Consider the following 20,660-nt stretch of genomic DNA (forward strand, 5'->3'; position numbering starts at 1 on the left):
AATTTACAGGGGGTGGTATGAGTATTTTGCAAGAAGTTTTCAAGTGGACGACGACGCTTCCGCCTTGGCAAAGTGACGCGGTCGCTCGTCTTTTGACTAAAGTGGATCTCGATCAGAACGACGACGCCGATCTGCTTGCGCTGCTCTATTCAGCAAATGGAATTCCTGACCCTCAGGGACGAACTGCTAAGCCCTTGTCACAGGATCAAGTTCCCGTGGCCGCTGATCCAGAGAGTGCTGTCCTGCTTCTCGCGATGAAGCAATTGCACCACGTCAACGCGATTGCATCAGACCAGTCGGTCGCTGTGGCGCCTACTGGCCTCACCGTGATCTACGGAGACAATGGATCGGGTAAGTCGGGCTACTCCCGTGTTTTGAAGCGTGCTTGTCGTGCACGCGACCAGTCAGAGCCGATCCATCCCAATGCCAATCTTCCAGTGAGCCAGGGCGGGGTTGCTCAAGCCACGTTTGAGATCTCTGTTAACGGGGTCGACCAAGAAGTGGTTTGGCGGCTCGATGCGGCACCGCCTGCTGAGCTCTCTTCGATTGCAGTCTTCGATGCGCGTTGCGCAAAAGCGTATCTGGAACAGGAAAATGACTTCTCCTATGTTCCTTACGGGTTGGACGTTTTTGGGTCGCTCGCGCGTTTGAGTCAACGGCTTAAGTTGAAGGTTGACCAGCAGGTCCTGACTAGCGCAGTTGATCTCAGCGCGTTCGCTCACCTGCGTGGAGAGACGGCGGTTGGCAGGCAGATCGCAACGCTCACAGGCAAGTCGAAGCCGGAGATGATTGAGGCACTTGCCTCACTTAGTGCGGAGGAGCTCGCGCGGCGAGCCGATCTTGGAGCGAGCCTCAAGGAAAACAACCCCAGGGAAAAAGCCCAGGCGCTGCGCATTCGCGCGCGCCGCTGGGCGACGCTTGCTATCAACGTTGCAGAGCAGGAGGCTCGGCTTAGCGATGCGGCCCTGGCGGTGGTGCGACAAGCAGCCGATGAATATCGGACTGCCAAGGCTGCCGCCGAGCTTGCCGCGAAGCTTCATAGCGAAGGCGAGAAGCTATTGCCAGGAACGGGCGGAGAGGCGTGGCGCGAGCTCTATGAGGCCGCCAAACGCTTTGCAGCGCAAGTCGACTCAGACAAGGCTATTGGTGATCTTACCCCAGAAGATGCGTGCCTTCTTTGCCAGCAGCCTTTGCAAGAGGGGGCGGCACGGATGCATCGCTTTGAAGCGTTTGTTCAAGCAGAAGCGGAAAAGCTCCATGCTGCAAAAAAGGGAGCTTTGGGCGCTGTCTACGTTCCGATGACAAAGCAGGCGATCGCGTTAGGCTTGGATGAAGCGCTCCTTCTGGCGCTTCGTTCCGAAGATGAGGAGCTTGCTGATGGCTTGCCTATCCACGAAGCGGCACTACTGGCGCGACAGCAATCTATCCGGAAGGCGGCTGAGAGCAACGATTGGAGTGGAGTGCTATCTGCGGCTGCCATTTTCAGCCAGCGTCTGTCTCAGCTATCGGCCCAGCTTGATCTTTCGGCTAAGGCGTTGGAAGAAGCTTCAGACGAGGCTGCGCGCAAGGCGATGCAAGCCGAGCTCGGGGAGCTTGACGCGAGAGTGCAGCTCGGCTTGGTCAAGGATGCAGTGTTGTCGGCGGTGGCCAAGCTAGCCTACATAACAAAACTGAAGGCATGTCTGCCCGCTCTTCGCACCAATGGCATTTCGACAAAGGCATCTGAACTGGCCGAGCAGGTGGTATCGAGGGAGCTTGCTGACGCGCTTAATCGTGAGTTCGCAGCGCTCAGAGTCCATGCCTTGCGGGTCAGTGCGCAAAGCCGCTCCGAACGCGGTAAGCCACTTCATCGGCTTCGCCTAGAACTCCCCCAGTCACGAACGCCCTCAGAGATCCTGAGTGAAGGCGAGCAGCGCGCCATTGCCATTGCGTCGTTCATGGCAGAAATCTCTCTGAATGCACAAACGAGCGGCATCGTCTTCGATGATCCCGTCTGCTCACTTGACCATCGGCGCCGCGAGCTTGTGGCAAAACGCTTGGTTGAAGAAGCAGCGAAGAGGCAGGTCATTGTCTTCACGCATGACCTTTACTTCCTAAAGCTCCTTGCAGATGACGGCAAGCGCTTGGGCGTCAGCGTCCAAACTCAAAGCGTGAGTGGACAGCAGCAAGGGTTCGGCGTGACCAGCGCGGATCTCCCATTTGAAGGTAAGACGAGCAGTCAGCGGGTGGGCTTTGTGAAGACAATCCAGGTCCTGGCAGCCAAGGCCTACGGCCTGAACGACCAAGAGAACTACCAAATCCAAACGGTGAGGGCTTACACGCTACTAAGGCTTGCCTGGGAGCGGTCAGTGGAAGAAGTGTTGCTTCGCAATGTCGTCATTCGCTTTCGCAAGAGTGTGGATACCCAACGGCTAGCGGGAGTGACGGTCTCCGATGAAGACTACGCGCGAGTAAATGAGGGTATGACCAAATGCTCAAACTACGCTCATGACCGCGCGGAAATCGCAGGGATAGCGTTGCCGGACCCGGACGAGCTCCTGGCGGATATCCTTTCCTTTGAGAGCTTCATTAAAGAAGTGAACGCTCGCTCGCTGACGACTGAGTCCGCGCGGCGAAAGGGGGCGGGCGTTGTTGCCTAGGCCCCCTTTTTGAGGCGCGCAGCATGCTTGCGCGATTGAGTTGCTGCTGCTTACCAGTCCGAAAAACGCATTTCCTTCTACTTGATACCAATCTTCCAAACTGATCGCAGAGCAAGAGATAGTTTGGATGTCGAGCTTGTCGGCTGGCGCGGTGTGTTTACCCGGCTTGCTCACCATTTTTCAGGTCTAACTAAAAGGTGGCATCGAATGGCATGGGTCGAACAAAACTCGCAATCCGATGGAGATGTTGTAGCTAAGATGGATGGGCCGAAGACATGGAAGGAAAAATTCTACGATCGTCTGCCATGCATTTTCTCTGGACTTTTCATTCTCTTTCTCGCTCTGGCGTTAGTGCCGCCCTTCGAGGGGGTTTTCCTCAGGATCGGCAATCTGCTCGTTATCGGTGGAACGGCCTGTATCGCATCTGGCGTCATACTGAAGAGCAAGCTTATTCGTCATGCAGAAGAGATCGTAAAAAGTGAGACTCGTAATCCAACGCGTTACACATCGAGGGAGGAGCTTGTGGAAGTCATGGTGGGGCTGCTATCGGACTTGGAAAGAGGCAAGACGCTAAGCCAAGTGAAAGATGATCTTGATCGAAAATGGGGGTCGCCGGAATTCCAAGTTCAAGGGTCCGCTATCATCAGTCAAAAGAACATCGCTCAAGCGTTCATCAAATCATCCGTGCGCACGTATTTGGGTTCGGTCGCGATCATTGCCGGAACCTTACTGCTTTGCGCCGAACAGGTCATTAGGATTGCATGATGTTTCGTTGGGCTAGTTGACCCATGCAGCTAGGCGGACCAAAATCACAAGGATAGTGAAACAAATAATGCACAAGACAACCTGATTTGCCTTTTTAAAGCTGTGGAAAGGTGGTTTGATCCTTGCTGGCTTGCGTAATTTTTCAGTCATCATCATCTCCTTAGCGTTTAACTTAATCGCTCATTGGGTTCCGTCAAGCCTGATGCTTGTTTAATCTGATGATCGAGCTCGCTTCTGAATGACCTGGCGATCACTCGCGGGGATAGGGGGCGGTGCGGAGCCGTTGCTAGGCGGCGGGGCTGAAGCACGCTATCGCGCCTAAGTATTGCGACATCTGTCGTCTGAACAGTGACAACCGGCCGAGGGGCGGGTGCTTGACCCTTCGGGTTTGATCCGTAAAATTGAATTACGGCGTGTGCTGCGTGCGCCCGGGGTTAGGTCCCGATTACGGAGAACGACCTGTCGTTTTCCGAGTCTACGCATGCTGATACCCCGAAGTTCCGACCATTTCGATGTCTCACAGCTCTCAAATTCTTGGGCTGGGCGGCGTCTTCCATACCTCGATCAACCATGAGCTGACGAACCTTTCAGGTGCGTCGAGTCTGGTCGTGCCTCTCCGGTTTGTTCGCTCCTTGCTTTAAGGGAGCACGATGACAACCATAGACCGACCGCGCAGCATCTTTGCCCGCATGCTCGCTAACGAGGCATCTGCGGGTGTGGCACTAATGATGGCGTCGATGGTCGCTATCTTGCTGGCCAACAGTCCAGCAGCGGGCAGCTATTTCGCATTTCTGCATGCTCATGCCGGCCCGGTTCTCAGTGAGAAACTCGGGCCAATGACGCCGCATCTTTGGATCAACGACGGGTTGATGGCGATCTTCTTTCTTCTTGTCGGCTTGGAGATCAAGCGCGAGCTTATCAGTGGGCGGTTGTCCTCCTGGCAGCAGCGCAGACTGCCAGCTGTGCCTGCGCTGCTCGGCATGGCACTTCCTGCTCTGATCTTTCTGATCGCATCTCGGCACGAGCCCTCCCTGTCCAACGGCTGGGCCATTCCTGCGGCCACAGACATTGCCTTTGCGGTGGGGGTGCTGGCGCTTTTGGGGCGGCACGCGCCTCCCAGCTTGAAGCTCTTGCTGCTGTCGGTGGCCATCATCGACGACATGGGTGCAGTGGCAATCATTGCCCTGTTTTACACCTCGTCCCTCGACATCGGAGCTCTGGCGGCTGCAATCGGCGCGGGGCTTGCCATGTATGCGCTAAAGAGAAACGGTGTGGAGCGGCTCTGGCCCTACTTGGTTCTGCTCTTGGCCATGTGGTATGCCACGCTTCTTTCAGGTGTCCACGCCACGATTGCAGGCGTTGTCGGTGCATTTCTGATCCCCTACGGCGCCAGTGCTAAGTCGCCACTGGTTCGCTTGGAGCACGGCATCGCTCCTTGGGTTGGCTTCGTAGTCGTGCCGATCTTTGGCTTTGCCAATGCCGGTGTGGATCTGTCTGGGATTTCGATGAGCGCCATTTTGGCCCCGCTGCCGTTGGGAATCGCTGCTGGGCTCTTCGTCGGCAAGCAAATTGGCGTGTTCGGAGGCGTTGCCCTTGCGGTCAAGACCGGGCTTGCTGAAAAGCCAGCGGGCGCATCATGGCTACAAATCTACGGCGTGAGTTTGCTCTGCGGCATTGGTTTCACGATGAGCCTCTTCATCAGCTCGCTCGCGTTCCCATTGGACCCTACGTTCGTTGAGGATGCCAAGGTCGGCATCTTGCTTGGATCGCTGCTTTCCGCGCTGCTGGGAGCGGTCGTCTTGAGGTTTGCACCCCGAAGCTAGAACAGGTTGCCGATCTGTATCTAAGGCATCTTGGCCCAAGTCCCGGCCAACCGAATCCGGTTGGCCGGGGCATTGATCAGCGAACGTGATCCAGGAACTGGCGGTGGCGCTCGTATTGGTCCAGCACATCGTGGATCAACTGCACCTTTGGCCAGCCCATAACGTCGTAGTCTTGCCCGCCTTCGCGCAGGTAGACCTCAGCCCGATAGTGGCGCGTGCCCTCGCTCACCGGGCGACGCGGGTCCTGCAACGCGAAGGTGGGCGGCTCGTAAGGCTGGGGACGCACCGAGTAGAAGAAGTCCATTTCCTCGCCATGGCCTACGCGAAGCCAGGCGCGTCCATCCTCCCCTTGGGTGACTTCAACCGGAAGATCCTGCTTGCGCAGCTCCACCGCGACCTCTTGGAGCGCGGGCAGCACCTGATCCTTGATGAAGCCGACGACCTCGATCTTGACGGGGTTATGCGCGAGCAGCTTAAGCCTGGCGCGCCAGTCATCGCTGGTGCCCGGAAGCAATCGTGCATCACGAGAAATCGAGCGCTTGGTTGCGTCCAGATGCATGGCTTTGAGAAGCCCCCAGCACATCAAGATCATGACGATCGTAAAGGGGAGGGCGCTGGCAATAGTCGCAGCTTGGAGTGATTCAAGGCCACCTGCAATGAGCAGGGCAACAGCGATGCCACCAACCAGTAGTGCCCAGAAGATGCGCTGCCAAACCGGAGACTCTTCCTCGCCCTTGGAGGTCAGCATGTCTATGACCAGGGCGCCGGAGTCAGCGGAGGTGACAAAGAACAGTGCGACGAGGACAACGGCAAGCGAGGAGGTGATCATCGTCAGAGGAAGGTGGCGCAGGAACTCAAACAACGCCATTGAGCTGTCATCTGACACTGCCTTGACGAGCTCTTGAACACCTTCGGAGCGAACCATGAACAAGGCCGAGTTGCCGTAGATGGTCATCCAAAGGAACGTGAAGCCCAGCGGCACCAGCAAGACGCCAACCACGAATTCACGCACCGTGCGGCCTCGCGAAATACGGGCGATGAACATCCCAACGAAGGGCGACCACGCAATCCACCAACCCCAGTAGAACAACGTCCAGCCGCCAAGCCAGCCACTGGGCTCATAGGCATACAGGTTGAAGGTCATTGAGAAGAGCTGGGAGGCATACATGCCAGTGTTCTGGACAAATGCCTGCATCAGGTGGACCGTGGGACCGCAGACAAGCACAAATGCAAGAAGCGCCACAGCCATGATCATGTTGATCTCAGACAGGCGACGGACACCACTGTCGAGTCCCGCAACGACCGACCCTGTGGCCACCAGGATGATGATGCCGATCAACGACACCTGGACGAGGGTGCTCACTTCCAGGCCAAATAAGTAGTTCAGTCCGGAGTTGATCTGCATTACGCCCAGGCCAAGCGACGTGGCCAGGCCAAAGATGGTGCCAAGGGCTGCAAACGTATCGACCGCGTGGCCAATGGGGCCGTGGATGCGTTCTCCAATCAGTGGATAGAGAGCCGATCGCACCCGGAGCGGCAGGTTGTGGCGATAGGCAAAGTAGGCCAGTGCCAGCGCAACAACAGCGTAGATGGCCCAGGCATGCACACCCCAATGGAAAAAGGTGATACGCATCGCTTGGCGAGCTGCCTCGGCAGACTCGGCCGTGCCTGTCGGCGGGGTAGCGTAGTGCATGATCGGCTCTGCCACGCCGAAGAACATCAGGCCAATGCCCATGCCTGCGGCAAAGAGCATGGCAAACCACGAGGCATAGCTGTAATCGGGGCGACTGTGGTCTGGGCCGAGCTTGATTCGCCCGTAGCCACTGATCGCAACACCGACCACAAATACTAAGAAGCCTGCGACCGATAAGATGGTGAACCAGCCCGCGTCGTTGGCGGTCCAGTTCTTAGCCGCTGTGAACCAAGTCGTCGCTTTTTCTGGAACGAAGATGGATAGCGCCAACAGTAAAAGCACGATGGCCGCAGTGGGAATGAACACCTGCGGCAAGATGCGCTGGCGAACAGGAGTGGATGGCGGAGCGGGGCTCTGCATAAATTCCTCCGGTTGATGATCGTTCAAGCTGGAATGCGGCTTGAGCTTAGAAGTAGAACCCAATGTTGAGGTTGAGTCGGCTATGCCAGCGGGAAGGGCCGCCGTCATCGATTCCGATGCCGTCGCCGCCTGCAAACCACATGTTCTTGCCAGCAATCCAGTCCACGTAAGTCAACATGATCCCTTTTTGCAGGCTGCATCCGGTGACGTTCTGCCATGACTCCCTCACGCCTTGGCTGCGTCCCACCGGGCGCGTCATGCTGAGGTTGTTGTAGCAGGTGATGTCATCGAGCCAACGCTTCTCACCGAAGGAGTAGGCCACGTTTGCGCTGGGGACATCGGCTTCCGACGCAATCTCGAAAGGGGCAAGAAACGCTGACATCGCAATCCTGTCGCCTGGCACGCTGTAACGGTAGCGAGCCCATTGCAGCTGAGTCGTCCAGCCATCGCGTTTCCACTGGGCATGCAGCGCTGCACCCTGGTGGCCATAGTGACGGCGGGTGGTGGTGTTCTGAACCTGACCGCTGAATGCAGAAGCCCCGAGCAGCAGCTCACCGTCATGCAAGGAGCTGGTGTGTTCGTATCTGAAATGAACGCGCTCCCGCTCCTTGTAGGGCAGATCAGCGGTCTGGGCCACGTCAAAGGAGTATCGGTCGTAGCGGGAGCCGCTTCCGTATTCATCGCCCGAGAACCAGCCGGCTATCCAGTGATGGTCGCCACTCCGATGGCTAACCGTCACGCCCGGATCGTAATCGTCTTCAATGCCAAGGTAGTAGCCTGAGCCAAACCAAAAGCTCTGGGAAACGGTAGGCAGAAGTCCGAAGGGGACCTGCTGGATGCCCGCTTTGAGCTGCGTTTGGTCGTTGAAATTCCATCCGGCGTAGGCATGGTGGACGGCATCGAAGCCGTCATACCAGCGATATTGGGCCGATAAGAAAAGGGGACCAGCGCCGGCTTCGAGGTCTGCGCGAAGCAGTTCAAGTTGCAAACGGCTTGTGGGGCCGTAGTCCAGCCAGCCATAATTGAACCGGACGGCACCACCCACATCGACAAACGGTTCAACCTGAGTGTCGGGCGCTTCTTGAGCATGGATTGTGTCTGTGGCCGTTGCCGCAGCACACAAAAAAATCAGGGGAAATACCTTCACGATAGTGTCCCGTGGCCTCCATTTTGCGAATGAAAGCGTCCAAGTCTAGCGCGTTAACGCGAGCCACCCAAGCGACGGATATCTTCCGCATGGTGCGCGCGGCATGATTAGGCAGCAACTGGGACGCATTGGGGCGGCATAGAACCATGATGCCCGTGAAAACGAGGGGAGGGCGTGGCGGGCGACTGTCGGAAGTAGTGATACGTCGCGCGTGCGGCCAATTGAAGGAGAGAAATGTGCCTAATCGAGTGCGGTTTTACGATCGCGACGGAAATGGAATACGGTTGCCTGAGGGGTGGTGGTTGGATCTCGATAGAGAGATCCCGTCGCTGGTGAGTGTCGCGAAAAAAATTGATCTGCCTATTTCCATTCGAAGCGACCAGCCCAATCTCAGCGCCTCATTCCTACTAGAAATCTTGGCCCAAGTTCCAGATGCGGTCAGGATTGAATGACGCAGATAGATCCGATTGAGCTCCATCGACATCAGTTCGGTTCCGCTGCGGCCTGGGGGGCGACAGCCTGTTGCGCCCTTTTGTGTTCTACGGTGGCGATTGTTCGAAGCTTGTCGCGATCCTGAGAGAAGCTAAGGGTCTGCAAGGCCCGCTCCAGAGACAGATCGGCGTAGCGCCGCGCCGCCTGGCGCGTGGTGGATGAGCAGCCAGCAGACAGTGCGGCGAAAGCTTTTTGGAGCCTGATGTTGACTTCAAGCGACCCTGCTGCATCAGTCGATATGGGCGCGAACACATCTTCAAACAGGTCATCCACATCAAGCTGAGCCATGTGCACGAACGGATATTGAACGTCCTTGGCCTCGGATCCGGATGACAAGGCGTCCCATCTGAGCAGCAGGCGCACACAGCTACCGATGACCGTAATGCACGTCCCTGGATCATTGACGGCCGGCGACAGCGCTCGCACACCAATCTCAGCAAGGACGACCAAGCCGTAACGCGGATCGTTCTCTATCCGACGAGAGCCGCCGATGGTGAAAGCTGCAAGCAATTGCGTTCTCTGGTCATCGTGAAGGGTGCCCCAGACACTGAGCAGCGCACGGTTTGGGGTTGCAAAGGTGCCGGGCTGACAGTTCACATAGACGATGAGCTGGTGTTGTTCTGCAACCGTGTTGAGGCGCTGCACATCAATGTGTTCAACATGGCCTACATCCGCAGCGAAGACATCGACCGTGCTGCTCGGAGCGACGCCGGAGTAGGGCGTAGCGCCAAGGAAGGGCTCTTCTGCACGCTGCTTCATGGATTTCAAGGTGGCTTGCTCGACAAGATCGACCGTTTCGCCGAGTCGTCCAAAGCGGGAAAATTGCTCGATGGCGCGGAGAAGCGTGACGGTGATGACGATGATGACCGCAATGGTCGCGCCAAAGAGAACAAGTCTGCCGCTGTCCCCGTAGATGCCGGTGCTCAGCGCAATGAGCCCGACGATGGAGAACAAGAACGCACCGATGAATGTGGCCAGCGTGCCTTGCGCTCGCGTATCTTCAATCAGGAGCCGGGACGCGCGCGGCGTGGCATTGGTCGACGCCGAGCCGTAGGCAGCGACCATGGTGGATAGGGCAAAGGTGGTCACTGTCAGCATTGAGGCGGCAAGGATGCCAAGGATGTTGCCAACTGAGCCGGCACCAATCCGCGTTGCCAGCCCCTCCGGCAGCACGAATTTAGCGCCCGCACCGGCCAAGGCAGTAGCCACGCCTAGAACGCCGTAGAGCGTGGATCGGAACCACATCCTCCTGCTAATCCTGAATAGGGCCAGCCGCCACTTTGTCATCATCGGACGCTTGCTCGTTATCTGTGTTGACAGTATCCCAGCCGCCCAGGCCTGTGTGCGTCAATACGAGGTGAGCAGGCTGCAATCCAGCGGCCATGGCGCCCAACTCCGTAGGGTGACACTCCCTGCCCGGGGCCTATAAAATCGAACTCCTTAGACCGGTTCGGAGCTTGGGTTTTTGACATTGGCATCTGTCCTGTCAGCCCTCTATCCATGAAGATTATTGTGTGTGGCGCGGGCCAGGTGGGGATGACGATTGCGCGCCAGCTGGCCTCGGAAGGTGTGGCGATTACGATCATTGACACCGATGCCGAGCTGATCAGGCGGGCGGATGAAAGCCACGACATTCGCGGGGTCGTCGGACATGCCTCTTACCCGGATACGCTCCGGGAAGCTGGCGCGATGGATGCTGACATGCTGATCGCTGTGACGCGTTCGGATGAAGTCAATATGGTCGCCTGCCAAGTCGCCTACTCGCTTTTTAAAGTAAAGCGCCGAATCGCCCGTCTTCGCCATGTGGGATACACCGCGCGCGATGCAAACGGCCTGTTTGCGGCTGAGCATCTGCCCATTGATGTGATCATTTCCCCGGAGGCTGAGGTTGCCGAGGGAATTACGAGGCGGCTTCGCACGCCAGGTGCCTTTACGATCCTCCCCTTGGCTCGCGGACAGTTGGAAGTGATCGGAATCGGTGTGACGGATCCAGATTGTCCGGCGATGGGTGAGCGCATCTGTGACCTTGAGTCAAACGGCAAGTTTGAGCACATCAGGGTCCTTGCCATAACCCGCAAGGGCATTACGTTCATTCCCACGCCGCAGGATCGCGCTGAGCTGGCGGACGAACTTTACATACTCGCGCGATCAGAGCGGCGCAAGGCGACGATGGCGCTTTTCGGGCACCGCGAGCGCCCCGTTGCCGAACTTGTGATCGCAGGTGCCGGCAATGTGGGCATGCACCTGGTTCGAAACATCCGCGCCTTGCTTCCGAAGGCGCGGATGACGGTCATTGAACGGGATCGGGATCGGGCACGCTACGCGGCGGAAACACTTGGTGGCGATGTTGTTGTGCTCCATGGCGATGCCCTGGATCGGTCAGTGCTTGAAGAGGCTCGGGTCGATCAAAAGGAAACTCTGGTTGCCGTAACCAACGACGATGAGTCCAACATCTTCTGCTCGCTCTTGGCGCGAAAATTGGGCTGCCGCCAGGCCGTGACACTAGTCAACAAGAGCACCTACGCCACACTTCTTCCCGGAATGGGCATCAACGCAGTCGTCAGTCCAAGCGCGGTGACGGTCTCGACCGTGCTGCGGCACGTCCGTCGAGGGGCCATTGTCGGTTTGCAGACGTTGCGCGAGGACTTTGGTGAAGTTATTGAAGCCACGATTGGTGCCGGAAGTTCGCCACTTTTAACGCACACCATCGGCGCGCTTGGTCTGCCGGAAGGCATTAAAGTTGGTGCCGTCATTCGAGAAGACCACCCACTTGATATGACAGCCGAGACCCGGATAAATGCGGGTGACAGGGTCGTGCTGGTCGTGGCATATGGCGAGATCGATGTTGCAGAGAAGCTTCTTGGCGGAGCGGGCGGGCGGTCGTTTTGAAAGCCAACAGTAGCGGGATGCGTTGGGCACCAGGTCAGACGTCAATACCGCACAATGGCTTTCGTCTGGTTGCGGCGATCGTTGGGCAAGTCCTGTTGGCAACAGCTGCCTTCATGCTGCTGCCCATGGTTGCGGATCTCTATTACGACAACCGGGATTGGTTGGCGTTTGGGATGGCCTCTTTGGTTTCAGCCGCCTGTGGCAGTGCGCTGAGCTGGGGCTATTGGCGCTCTCGCGGGAAGTGGGGCAAGTCGGGCCTGACATTGAGGCAGGCCTTCGCCCTGACGCCACTGAGCTGGGCTGCCGTGTCCGCCGTGAGTGCGCTGCCGTTTCTCTTCTCGGAACACCCGCAGCTTCGCGGACATCTTGCCAACGCATTTTTTGAAGCGATCTCCGGCATTACAACGACCGGCGCCACGGTCATGACGGGTCTTGATACCGCGCCCCCAGGCTTGTTGCTTTGGCGAGGGCTGCTTCAATGGATGGGTGGCATCGGCATTATCGCGACTGCCATTGCCATCTTACCCGCGCTCGGCGTGGGCGGCATGCAGCTGTTTCGCACGGAGTCCTCAGATCGCTCGCAAAAGGCCATGCCCCGGGTTCGGCAGATCGCCTCGACGATCGGGTATGCCTACATTGGTCTGACGGTTGTGGCCGGCCTGGCCTATTGGCTGGCAGGCATGAACCCCTTTGATGCCATCGTGCATGCGCTCACCTCGATTGCGACGGGCGGATATTCGACCTCAGATCAATCGTTCGGTCGATGGCAAGACAACGGGATCCAGTGGCTTGCCACGCTCTTCATGCTGTCAGGGACCTTGCCCTTCGTCTTGTATGTGCGGTTCTTGGCTGGGGACCGGAGGGCGTTCTTTGATCGCCAGGTCAAATCTCTGCTGGGGCTTCTGGCAGTGTCGGTGGGTGGGATTGGAACGTGGTTGGCTGCATCCGGCCAATATGGATTTGAGCAGGCTTATCGATTCGCGGCTTTCAGTGTGGTTTCCGTGGTCACCACCACAGGCTATGCCGTAACGGACTATGGCCAGTGGGGAGCGGCCGTCGTAGGGGTGTTTTTCCTGTTGACGTTTGTTGGCGGGTGCACAGGCTCCACGAGCGGGGGCATCAAGATCTTTCGCTTCGAGGTCATGGCAGTGATGCTTCGCGTCCACTTCCTACGCCTGCTTTATCCCAATGGGGTCTTTCCTCGGTCCTACGACGGCAAGCCGCTCTCCGACGAGGTGATCGGCTCAGTGGTGGCGTTTCTAACGGTGTTTTTGGTCTGCTATGCCGTCATTACGGTCGTGCTGCTTGGGCTAGGGTTGGACTTCCTAACCAGCGCCAGCGGCGCGGCCACGGCGCTGTCCAACGTAGGGCCGGGATTAGGGGAGACCATTGGGCCAGCAGGGACGTTCGCTTCGCTGCCAAGCGCAGCCAAATGGGTGCTGTCGTTCGCGATGCTGCTGGGGAGACTCGAGCTCTTCACGGTGTTGATCATCTTCCTGCCTCGCTTCTGGCGGGGATGACGTATAGTTCGTGCATGTGCGGATGCTTAGTTTCCCCGTGCCGAAAGCCCTTTTCTCCCCACACGCAGCTCGACCAATGCCGCACTCGTATTTGATCTTCACGAGCCTTGTCGCGCCGGGGCTAGAAAGCAAGAACTTTCCCGAGCTTTGGAAAGAGGCGGAGCGGGCGAATGCAGGGTGGGGTGTTACGGGCACCGTGGTCTTTGATGGTGAAATTTTCTTGCAGTATCTAGAAGGTCCGAAGTCAGGCTTGGACGTAATCTATCGAAGACTGGTTCGAGCAAGCTTCCATCGAGATACCACGATTATTGACCGTGGTCTTACGTCTTATCGCCGTTTTCCTGAGCCCCGCCTCGTTTGCTTGACTGTGACGCCAGAGGCCATGGCTCAGGCCCTTAAGCTAAGTGGCTTTCTTTTCCGGAGAAGGGGCCGGACTGCAAGAGCACTGCATCTTCTTGAACAAACCGTGACGTCCTTTTCGTCTCCACGATGGCTCACGAAACTAGACGGCTAGGGATTGGTGCCACGCGCTTGCCGTAGGACTTCAGCTACTTGACGAGCGAAGGGCTTGCATTAAGCTGGTTTTTTTTGGGATTACTTCGTGACTGTGAGCCGCGATCTGATTGGTGATATCGAGACGGCCGATGTGGTCGCCATCACAAAGATTGTTTGTGAGTCTGCCGACAGTGCGCGCTTGGCATGGGAAGTGGTTCACGACGCCATCAATGCCAAGCGTGAGGCGGTCATCGAAGCGTTGGTTCCCATGTTGTCCTCCAAGGACAGAGTTTTTGCCTTGGCGTTGGCGGCCGAGGAGGGGCTACTCAATGTTGTTCGTAAGCTTGTTCCACTGACTGAACCGAGGGCCAAAGACTCGATGGCGCTGGTGTGTGCAGCTCGGGCGGGGCGCAAAGATGTCGTGGAGCTATTGTTGCCCGTTAGTGACGCACTAGCGGATCACTCCGCTGCACTATACGAGGCAAGCGCCTGCGGGCACGCTGACGTGGTGAAGCTGCTAATTCCGCACAGCGATCCTTACGACAAGGACAGTCGAGCTCTTGCTCAGGCTGCTCACGGGGGCCATCTTCGTGTGGTCAAACTGCTGCTTCCGGTGTCGTCATCGATCATTTGTGCGACTCAGATATTTCCGGCGGCGGCTGGGCACGGGGCAACAGAGGTCGTCAAACTCATGCTTAAAGCTAAGCTGCCAGATGCCGCGCACACGTATGCAGCTGCTTTTGACCTTGCGGCAAGTAAAGGTCAATTTGAGGTCGTTGAGCTTATCTTGGGTGCAATTGATCAGCTCGGACGCCCGCGCCGTTTCGGCGAGAAGGCGATCTACGATGCAGCTAGCAAGGGCTACCGAGAGATCGCGGAGTTGCTGGCACCGACCGTAGGTCAAAGGGCGTGTAATGCTGCGTTGGTCGGAGCAGTCGGTCACGCGCAGCGAGAGACAGCCCGAGTTCTCTTTCACCATGCAAACTTGGATGAAGTCAGGGCGAGGCTGTTCAGTCCCGAGCACCACGCGCTATTGGACGAGCTTGCGGCTGAGGCGACTGCACAGCAGGATCGTGAGGCCTTGAACAAGCAGACCCAGCTGCCAATAGGGTCGCGTTCCAATATTCCGCGACTTTAGAAGGATCGTCGTGCTGTCCGAGTATTCAGCTTGCGATTGCGGCTGGGGGCCGAGGCAGGATTGAAGCGGAGCACTCTTTTCGCAGTCACGGATACATCTTCGCCGCTTTCCCGAGCTTTTCTTTGAACTGCCCGCGTTGATACACCGGGAGCACTACGGGCGGGTTGTATTTTGCCAGTGCCGCGATTTGACGCTCGCGCACCAGCTGCGGCGATCGATGAATGTAGTTGCTGTGTAGAACTGGAACTTTCTTGGAGATCGAGTGGCCCGTTATGAGAGCAATGTCCTCTTCATTGACGCCGGCGGCTTCTAACTCCGTCGCAAGCGTGTGGCGGAAGCCATGAAAGCCGACGCCTTTGGGGAAGCCAAGGTCCTTAAGATAGTTGCTGAGCTGGATGACGAGCGCCTGGCTGTATCTTGCGTTGGACTTGCCCGTTGCTTTGTTCACGCCTGCCGAAAGCTGCGGGAAGAGTCTGGGGTGCCCGCACGCTCGGATGTCGGCAACGAAGTCCAGGAGCCCAGCTTTTAGAAGGGTGGGGTGCACCGGTATCATGCGGATCGCACTCTTCCCTTTGAGGCGCTGCCGGGTTTGCTGCCCGTCGCTCTTGGCAAGATCGGCATCTTTGGTCATCCGAATGGCAATGCACCAGGTGCCCTGGTCTTGGATGATGTCGGCAACTTTAAGCTGTGCGACTTCATTGACCCGCGCGCCCGTATACAACCCAATCATCGTCGCCCACCAGCGATGTGGGAACTTGGATGCCCAAGCTCCGAAGGTGTCTGGATTGAAGATCTTCTGCAGGTCTGCGGGGCTCAGCAGCCGCTCCGCACTCTTGCTGCTTTCTAAAAGACTTGCCTTGACCGGGCGGAACGCGGCCATGGGCGAGTGAGGGATGGCTTTAGTGTTGACCAGCGCTTGAAAAAAGGTCGTGAGCATTCGACGATGAAGCTCTAAAGTCGCCACGGCGGGGGCAGGGGCGTTCGTTTTTCTGCCCAGAGCAATCAGCGCGTCAACTGTCATGCTTCGAAGCTTAGGATCATTGGTTAAGTTCGGAGGCGATGAGCGCAGCAAGTTCCACATTTGGTGGATATGGCGATGGTCAATCATCGAGACCGGGATGTCGCCACACGTCATCTGTAAGATCTTCAACGAGCGCGCAGCCGCTTTGGTCGTTGTGTCTTGCAACGCGCGGCGCGTCATGTCAGCCAAGTAGTCTGCAACTTCGTCTGCGAGCCGCCGCGCAGGGCTCGCGATTGGAAGCGTGTCTGGAAAGCGCGTGCTGTTGCGACGGCGTCGAGAGTTCTCTAGCTGCTGGATCGTAAGCTGCAAGATCTCGTAAAGCTGGATGCCAGCCTGGCGACTGTTGACGACGACGTCTCTCAGTTCGAGCTTGCCAAGTTTGATGCTGCTGATTTGAAGTGAGTCGTTGGCGCTGAGCGGTGTTTCGGGGTTGAAGTGGGGTAAATCAGAGGGCATCTACAATCCATATTTATGAAGGTAGACTGTTGATAAGAGATAAACATTTTCTGTCAATTGGCAATTCTTAACTATTTTATCGTGGATGGTTGATGCCCGGGCGTTGAGAAATCGCCTTGCAATCGAAGTAAATTTTTAAAGAATATTATTGCTAAGAATTGCCGTAGAACATTTGGGGCGTATAGCCTCTAGAGTTTATCTATGCAGTGTTATAAAAGAACTTGCCATAGTGTTTAGTTATGTATATGTGCCAAAGATAAATGGAATATAATATGAACGCAAGATAAATGAGTCGTGTTGGGCGCGATGCCGTTAATATCTAAAGATGGCCTTTAGGCGTTCTATAGCCCGGCCGGCTGGATCCATTCAGTGCGTGCTGACCGAAAAGTGGAAATAGAGAATAACGAGCGTTGACGGCGTCTCGCCCGTCTGGATTGCGTATCCAAATAGAAGGAGCTGCTGTCATATTTTGACGGTATGATGCTCTTGCCGGAAATGACTCCGGCTAACAAGGAAGTGTCATGAGTGACATTACGGCCGATGAGGCGCGTGCATTGCAGCAAAGCGCGGTAGGGAGCTCTGAGGAGCTTTGGGAAGAGTATGTGGACGTCATTCGCGCAAGCGCAACGATCGGCAAATCAGGCGCAACCGTTGGCTTGAAGCCGAAATTCACTGCTGTGCAGATGGCGGCCGCTGCCGAAATGCTCCGTCAGCGCGGTTTCAGTGTTCAGGAGAAGGGGGAACACCTCGACGTCTCCTGGGCAGATGTGCAGAGCGTCCACGCGCTCTGAGTTTGCTCTCACCAGGCAAGCGCGCTCCTTAGGCTATTGCGGCCCGAGGAGCGTTAAGCAAGTTAGAATAAGCGAGCTCAATTGATGCTCACGTCATGGCCCCCCTTCGCCGGAAGAAGACTGCTCGCTTTTCTGAGATCGCCGTTGCGGCAGGAGTGAGCGCGAGCACGGTGGATCGGGTCTTGAACCAGCGGGGAAGTGTCTCGGACGCCGCGCGCCGGCGCGTTATTGAAGCAGCCAAACAGCTCGGTGTGCCTCGCATTCTCCCAAGCTCGACCCATGGGCTGTTGCGCTTTGATGTGGTGCTTGGCTACGAGCGCGACAATGCTTACTACCAAAGCCTGGATGCGGCCGTGCAACGGCATGCTGAGCTCCTGGGAACACGCGTCGTGGTGCATCGGCATTACTGGACGCCTGATCGCGAGGCAGACATGCTCGCCTTCATCCATCATCCGCCCTACCCACGACACGGTTTGATTGTGGCGGCGGCAGATACTGACTCCATGCGCGCTGCGCTTTTGGCTCAGCAGCAGTCGGGCGTGGAAGTGGTGACTCTCACCAGTGACATCAGCGGATTAGCTGGAAGCCACTACACCGGCATCGACAATCGCATGGCCGGCGCGACCGCAGGCTATCTCCTTGGTGGGCTAGCCAGGGCACCTGGCCGCGTGGTCCTGATGGTCACCTCCATGGCTTGGCTTGCCCATATTGAGCGAGTAGAAGGGTTTACCTCCGTTCTCGCCGCGCGACATCCTCAGCTCACTGTCGATGCCCCGGTCGAACACGGTGACGACCCCGAACGCGCCCGGGCCCATATGCGCACGGCGCTGCGAAAGGAGGGGCCGGTCGTGGCGCTTTACAACACCGGGGTCGCCTCCGCTGGGATCGTCTCCGCGCTGGGTGCAGCGCGCTCGATTGAGCGACCCGTGTGGCTGACCCACGAGGCTACGGCCGAGCATCGCTTGTTGATGGGTCAAGGCCACATTGATCTTGTGATTGATCAAGATCCCGATGCTCAGGTCTTGGCGGCCTTGCAACGCCTCTTGCACGCGTGCGGAGAGGTCGAAAGCGTCTCGGTAGGGCCCACACGCTTTCGCATTGAGACCCCCGAAAATAGCATCGATCAAGCCTGATAGGCCCAGTAGCGCTTGGCTTTGGCGATAAATCGTCACGGTCAAACACGCGTCCTCCTGACTTTGATCTAGGCTCCCCGCTTTCGTGCAGCAGGGGCATGCCCCGGAGCGGCTTGTGTCTGGCCGCGCTGCGTTCTTGTCTGGATCCGTCTGATGAAACTGCCTGTTTGCTGGACGCTGGGGTTGCCGTTGCTGGCCCTGTTGTCACTTTGCCCCGACCTTGCTGCCGCCGCTACGCTCACCACGTCGACCCCGGCTCGACAGGCGCTGCAAGCCCAGGGTGTGACGGTTGATATTAACTACACCTCTGAGGATGCCGCCAATCTCAGTGGAGGAGCGAAGCACAGCTTTGCTCATGCCGGACAACTGGGTTTGGGTGCGCAGCTCGACTTGGACAGGCTTTGGGGTTGGCCCGATACTAAGGCTCAGGTTGCTCTGTCGTTGCGAGATGGAGATAACCTCAATACCCGCGCTGGGTTGGGCCAGCAGCTCCATAGCCAAGAAGTGTTTGGACGCGGATCGATTTGGCGCTTGGGAAGCCTCTGGGTGAGTAAGCGCTGGGCAAGTGCCGGTATGAAGCTCAAGGTCGGTCGCATGGGCGTGGGGGAGGACTTCAACACGCTCGATTGCATGGCCATGAACTTGACGTTTTGCGGCAGTCAGCCTGCGATGATTGTTGGCGACTACTGGCTCAATGGCCCAGCAAGCCAATGGGGCGCGGTGATGGAGTTCTCGCCCGATGACGCGCGCTATGTGCGCTTGGGGGTCTACCAGGTCAACCCGCGCTATACCGATGAGCAAGGCGGCGGGCTTCGCCTGGCGCCCTCTGGCACGGTGGGAACCCTGACACCGATTGAGCTTGGATGGAACGGAAATACTAACGGTCTAAGCCATCACTATGCCGTGGGGGCTTGGTATAGCAGCGCCCCTCGCGCCGATGCGTGGCAAGACGTCCACGGCCAAGCCTGGGCCGACAGCGGCTTGGCACCCGCACTGAGAAGTGGAGCGTATGGCGCTTGGCTGAGCGTGCATCGGCAGCTCACCCACGGCAATAGGAGTTCGGATCAGGCCGGGCTTGAAGTGAAGTTTGATGCCGTTGGCACCGACCATCGCACGAGCGCAGTTGTAGGCACGGCGCATGCGATCTTCATCTACACCGCTCCTTGGGCAACGCGTCCTTCGGACCAGATCGGTATGGGCGTTGGGGCCACCGAGATCAATCCACGAGCCAGGCAAGAAAGTGGAGACGAGCGGTCGAGCGCCAACATCGAATACACCGCCGAAGCGTTCTTTGCCTATCACTGGCATCCAGGTGTGGTGCTGCAACCGGTGGTGCAATACGTCGTTCACCCAGGCGGGCGCTCGTCGACGCCCGACGCTCTGGTTGTGGGCCTAAAGACACAGCTGTCCTTCTAAGTGCCGAGTCATAACCGGATCTGCTTTGACGAAATATCGTCAAACATTCCCGGCCTGAGGCTCGATCCGCCGCGACAATATGCCACTTGCAACCTGGCCGTGACTTCTCGAACCAGGCCAGTCTTAGCCAGGAACGGATGATGAAACGACGCCAAGCCTTGCTCACCATCGGTGCGGTGGTTGCCGCCCCGGTCGCCAAAGTGGTTGCCGATGAGCTCAGCGCCTACCCGCACGACATGGCGCTCGATCCGGCGTTTTTGCCGTCTCCTGTGCACAGCGGGCAAGCATGGCGCGTCCTGACCGACCCTGCCGATCGAACCACGCTGGCCGCTGTCTTTGATCGCCTGATCCCCAGCGATGACTTGGGCCCTTCGGCAAGCCAAGCTGGTGCCTTGGAGTTCCTCGACGCCCAGCTTTGGGGCCCTTTTGGCAAGGGCGCGACGCAATACAAAACTGGGCCCAAAGCGCCGGGTGAAGATGCCTTGATGCAAAAGCCCCAGTTCATCGCAACCCCACGCGAGCGCTACGCAACGGGCATCCAAGCACTTAACACCTACGCCAAGCGGGCCAATGGGGCGTTGTTCGCTGCGCTGCCGGAAGCCACCCAAGACCAGATCTTGGCCGGCATGGAAGACGGCTCGATCCAGCTGTCTCGCGAGGTCAACACCAAAGCATTCTTCGAGCTTTTGCTCATGAATGTGCGGGAGAGCTATTTCGCTGATCCCATGTATGGCGGAAACCGCGACATGGTGGGCTGGAAAATGATCGGCTTCCCTGGCGCTCGTTATGACTATCGACTCTATGCCGACCGCACGGGCCAAGCGCTCAACCTGACGCCGGTCAGCCTCATTCCTAAGGACTGACCGCGCAAGCGGCAGTTCC

The 20,660-nt window shown here is 57.6% G+C and carries 15 protein-coding genes; 11 read left to right on the forward strand and 4 right to left on the reverse strand.

Annotation, left to right across the window (positions count from 1 at the left end):
• The first annotated feature begins 17 nt into the window (after window positions 1–17).
• From N5D20_RS12940 to nhaA, 3 genes are all read left to right on the forward strand, one after another.
• Window positions 18–2,639 (forward strand): AAA family ATPase, encoded by a 2,622-nt coding sequence (locus tag N5D20_RS12940; RefSeq protein ID WP_197578527.1) that lies wholly within the window; start codon window positions 18–20, stop codon window positions 2,637–2,639.
• Between the two features lie 207 nt (window positions 2,640–2,846).
• Window positions 2,847–3,404, forward strand: coding sequence for a hypothetical protein (locus N5D20_RS12945; RefSeq protein ID WP_197578526.1), 558 nt, complete (start codon window positions 2,847–2,849; stop codon window positions 3,402–3,404).
• Between the two features lie 650 nt (window positions 3,405–4,054).
• Window positions 4,055–5,227, forward strand: a complete 1,173-nt coding sequence (gene nhaA / locus N5D20_RS12950) for a Na+/H+ antiporter NhaA (protein WP_197578525.1) — start codon at window positions 4,055–4,057, stop codon at window positions 5,225–5,227.
• 76 nt (window positions 5,228–5,303) lie between these two features.
• Here the strand turns inward: nhaA and betT are convergent, their stop codons facing one another.
• From betT to N5D20_RS12965, 3 genes are all read right to left on the reverse strand, one after another.
• Window positions 5,304–7,307 carry a choline BCCT transporter BetT gene (gene betT, locus N5D20_RS12955; protein WP_279915016.1) on the reverse strand — a complete coding sequence of 668 codons (2,004 nt, stop codon included), beginning with the start codon at window positions 7,305–7,307 and terminating at the stop codon, window positions 5,304–5,306.
• A 19-nt stretch (window positions 7,308–7,326) separates the two neighbouring features.
• Window positions 7,327–8,427, reverse strand: coding sequence for a hypothetical protein (locus tag N5D20_RS12960; protein ID WP_197578524.1), 1,101 nt, complete (start codon window positions 8,425–8,427; stop codon window positions 7,327–7,329).
• Between the two features lie 483 nt (window positions 8,428–8,910).
• On the reverse strand, window positions 8,911–10,164 hold the full coding sequence (locus tag N5D20_RS12965; protein WP_279915017.1) for a DUF2254 domain-containing protein: 1,254 nt from the start codon (window positions 10,162–10,164) through the stop codon (window positions 8,911–8,913).
• Between the two features lie 255 nt (window positions 10,165–10,419).
• Between N5D20_RS12965 and trkA the strand changes: the two genes are divergently transcribed.
• The 4 genes from trkA (at window position 10,420) to N5D20_RS12985 (ending at window position 14,961) form a co-directional block, all read left to right on the forward strand.
• Entirely contained in the window at window positions 10,420–11,808 is a 1,389-nt protein-coding gene (gene trkA, locus N5D20_RS12970) for a Trk system potassium transporter TrkA (RefSeq protein ID WP_197578522.1), read from the forward strand.
• A gap of 113 nt (window positions 11,809–11,921) precedes the next feature.
• Complete coding sequence (locus N5D20_RS12975; protein ID WP_197578521.1) at window positions 11,922–13,328, forward strand: TrkH family potassium uptake protein; 1,407 nt, start codon at window positions 11,922–11,924, stop codon at window positions 13,326–13,328.
• 76 nt (window positions 13,329–13,404) lie between these two features.
• On the forward strand, window positions 13,405–13,842 hold the full coding sequence (locus tag N5D20_RS12980) for a BLUF domain-containing protein (protein WP_197578520.1): 438 nt from the start codon (window positions 13,405–13,407) through the stop codon (window positions 13,840–13,842).
• A gap of 87 nt (window positions 13,843–13,929) precedes the next feature.
• Window positions 13,930–14,961: an ankyrin repeat domain-containing protein gene (locus N5D20_RS12985; RefSeq protein ID WP_197578519.1), complete on the forward strand. Its 1,032-nt coding sequence runs from the start codon at window positions 13,930–13,932 to the stop codon at window positions 14,959–14,961.
• Window positions 14,962–15,046: 85 nt separating this feature from the next.
• Here the strand turns inward: N5D20_RS12985 and N5D20_RS12990 are convergent, their stop codons facing one another.
• Window positions 15,047–16,438: a site-specific integrase gene (locus tag N5D20_RS12990; RefSeq protein WP_197578518.1), complete on the reverse strand. Its 1,392-nt coding sequence runs from the start codon at window positions 16,436–16,438 to the stop codon at window positions 15,047–15,049.
• Between the two features lie 521 nt (window positions 16,439–16,959).
• On the opposite strand from N5D20_RS12990, the gene N5D20_RS12995 reads away from it, so the two are divergent.
• From N5D20_RS12995 to N5D20_RS13010, 4 genes are all read left to right on the forward strand, one after another.
• Window positions 16,960–17,229, forward strand: a complete 270-nt coding sequence (locus N5D20_RS12995) for a hypothetical protein (protein WP_197578517.1) — start codon at window positions 16,960–16,962, stop codon at window positions 17,227–17,229.
• A 95-nt stretch (window positions 17,230–17,324) separates the two neighbouring features.
• Complete coding sequence (locus N5D20_RS13000; protein WP_197578516.1) at window positions 17,325–18,362, forward strand: LacI family DNA-binding transcriptional regulator; 1,038 nt, start codon at window positions 17,325–17,327, stop codon at window positions 18,360–18,362.
• 153 nt (window positions 18,363–18,515) lie between these two features.
• Window positions 18,516–19,778, forward strand: a complete 1,263-nt coding sequence (locus tag N5D20_RS13005) for a carbohydrate porin (protein WP_197578515.1) — start codon at window positions 18,516–18,518, stop codon at window positions 19,776–19,778.
• A gap of 140 nt (window positions 19,779–19,918) precedes the next feature.
• Complete coding sequence (locus N5D20_RS13010) at window positions 19,919–20,641, forward strand: gluconate 2-dehydrogenase subunit 3 family protein (RefSeq protein WP_197578514.1); 723 nt, start codon at window positions 19,919–19,921, stop codon at window positions 20,639–20,641.
• The last annotated feature ends 19 nt before the right edge of the window (window positions 20,642–20,660 follow it).

This window comes from Stenotrophomonas sp. GD03877, assembly GCF_029840555.1.
Taxonomy (GTDB): Bacteria; Pseudomonadota; Gammaproteobacteria; order Xanthomonadales; family Xanthomonadaceae; genus Stenotrophomonas; species Stenotrophomonas geniculata.

What these genes read in the sequence shown, in the direction of transcription:
- N5D20_RS13000 (WP_197578516.1), top strand. Translation starts at nt 17,325, where the DNA reads ATGGCCCCCCTTCGCCGGAAGAAGACTGCTCGCTTTTCTGAGATCGCC.
- N5D20_RS12990 (WP_197578518.1), bottom strand. Translation starts at nt 16,438, where the DNA reads ATGCCCTCTGATTTACCCCACTTCAACCCCGAAACACCGCTCAGCGCC.
- trkA (WP_197578522.1), top strand. Translation starts at nt 10,420, where the DNA reads ATGAAGATTATTGTGTGTGGCGCGGGCCAGGTGGGGATGACGATTGCG.
- nhaA (WP_197578525.1), top strand. Translation starts at nt 4,055, where the DNA reads ATGACAACCATAGACCGACCGCGCAGCATCTTTGCCCGCATGCTCGCT.
- N5D20_RS12980 (WP_197578520.1), top strand. Translation starts at nt 13,405, where the DNA reads ATGCCGCACTCGTATTTGATCTTCACGAGCCTTGTCGCGCCGGGGCTA.
- N5D20_RS13005 (WP_197578515.1), top strand. Translation starts at nt 18,516, where the DNA reads ATGAAACTGCCTGTTTGCTGGACGCTGGGGTTGCCGTTGCTGGCCCTG.
- N5D20_RS13010 (WP_197578514.1), top strand. Translation starts at nt 19,919, where the DNA reads ATGAAACGACGCCAAGCCTTGCTCACCATCGGTGCGGTGGTTGCCGCC.
- N5D20_RS12945 (WP_197578526.1), top strand. Translation starts at nt 2,847, where the DNA reads ATGGCATGGGTCGAACAAAACTCGCAATCCGATGGAGATGTTGTAGCT.
- N5D20_RS12965 (WP_279915017.1), bottom strand. Translation starts at nt 10,164, where the DNA reads ATGTGGTTCCGATCCACGCTCTACGGCGTTCTAGGCGTGGCTACTGCC.
- N5D20_RS12995 (WP_197578517.1), top strand. Translation starts at nt 16,960, where the DNA reads ATGAGTGACATTACGGCCGATGAGGCGCGTGCATTGCAGCAAAGCGCG.
- N5D20_RS12940 (WP_197578527.1), top strand. Translation starts at nt 18, where the DNA reads ATGAGTATTTTGCAAGAAGTTTTCAAGTGGACGACGACGCTTCCGCCT.
- N5D20_RS12975 (WP_197578521.1), top strand. Translation starts at nt 11,922, where the DNA reads ATGCTGCTGCCCATGGTTGCGGATCTCTATTACGACAACCGGGATTGG.